This window comes from Pseudonocardia sp. EV170527-09 (assembly GCF_008369905.1).
GTDB lineage: Bacteria > Actinomycetota > Actinomycetes > Mycobacteriales > Pseudonocardiaceae > Pseudonocardia.
This window is the reverse complement of record NZ_VRMC01000252.1, coordinates 1-1082: the sequence shown is the minus strand read 5'-3', so window position 1 is coordinate 1082 and position 1082 is coordinate 1. Positions and strand designations below refer to the sequence as shown.

2 protein-coding genes are annotated in these 1082 nt (G+C 75.3%); both read right to left on the bottom strand.

What is annotated here, in order from left to right; all coding sequences use genetic code 11:
* Window positions 1–32: 32 nt before the first annotated feature.
* Window positions 33–326: a hypothetical protein gene (locus FVA95_RS28890; protein WP_149666911.1), complete on the bottom strand. Its 294-nt coding sequence runs from the start codon at window positions 324–326 to the stop codon at window positions 33–35.
* Window positions 327–344: 18 nt separating this feature from the next.
* On the bottom strand, window positions 345–827 hold the full coding sequence (locus FVA95_RS28885) for a hypothetical protein (protein WP_149666910.1): 483 nt from the start codon (window positions 825–827) through the stop codon (window positions 345–347).
* Window positions 828–1082 lie beyond the last annotated feature (255 nt).

Here is a 1082-nt window from a genome sequence, read left to right as displayed (position 1 = left end):
CGCGATCACCGCGTAGTTTGACCGACGAAGGCTCACGAGGTAGCCGTCTTCGTCCACCACGTCAGCGGACGTGACCCGGCGGCCCGGCGAGCAGCAGCACGCCTGCGCCGCTCGACCCGAGCCCGGCGCGTCTGCTCGGCGCGTGCCGCGCGGGCGGCCTGGTCGCGGGTGGTCTGCTCGGTACGGCGCCGCTCAGCGATCTCCGCCCGCACCGCCTCCGCGTGCAGGGCCCGCTCCGCCGCCGCGTCGGCGTCCCGACGGGCCAGCTCCGCCGCAGCGGCCTTGTCCTCGCGGCGGCGCTGCGCCCACAGGTTCGTGCTGGTCATGACCGTTCTCCTCTCGGGTCAGTGGAACGCGGAGCGGGGCAGGTGTCCGGTGTGGGCGAGCTGCACGGCCAGGCGCTCGATACGGGCCAGCCGCGGACGCAGCAGCGCGGTCGCGCGGCGCTCGGCGGCCGACCAGGACGTCCCGGTACGCCAAGACGTCTCCACCCACCGGTGATCGGCACGGTCCGACGAGGCACCGGCCCCGGCGCCGCCGTCGCGCCCACCGAGGTAGCGGGCGACGAACAACCTCTGCCCGGCCGCACCCGCGGCGCAGCCGACCAGGTAGCCGGTCACGTTCGCCTCGGTCAGCCGCTCGGCGCCGTTCCCGCAGCGGGCGTCGCTGACCCCGCCGAACAGGCCCCGCGACAGCCGAGCGGGACCAGCAGAGAACCCCGCCGCCCGCCACGCCAGACCGTGGGACACCTCATGCGCGGCTACCGCGAGGACGTCGCGGCGCATCCCAGCGGCCACCGCCTCGGCCGCGGTGCGGGGGACACTCATCACACAGCCGCCCTCATGCACCGCGGCCGCGAGCACACATCACCCATCCCCGAACGCACCCGGCACCCGCACGACCGGCAGTGCACCGGCCCCGCAGCCTCCTCGGTGTGCCGGCCCCGGCGGTGATGCTTCGCGTGCTGCGCCGCCGCGACCTCCCGCGCCACCGCAGCCCGGCCCACCCGGGCCCCGCCCCTGGCCGTACTCGACAACCAACCCATCGCCCTGCTCCTCATCTCGTCTGTCCTATGTGGATCA

Excerpts from the sequence above, each read along its gene's own strand:
- FVA95_RS28890 (WP_149666911.1), bottom strand. The coding sequence starts at position 326 with ATGACCAGCACGAACCTGTGGGCGCAGCGCCGCCGCGAGGACAAGGCC.
- FVA95_RS28885 (WP_149666910.1), bottom strand. The coding sequence starts at position 827 with ATGAGTGTCCCCCGCACCGCGGCCGAGGCGGTGGCCGCTGGGATGCGC.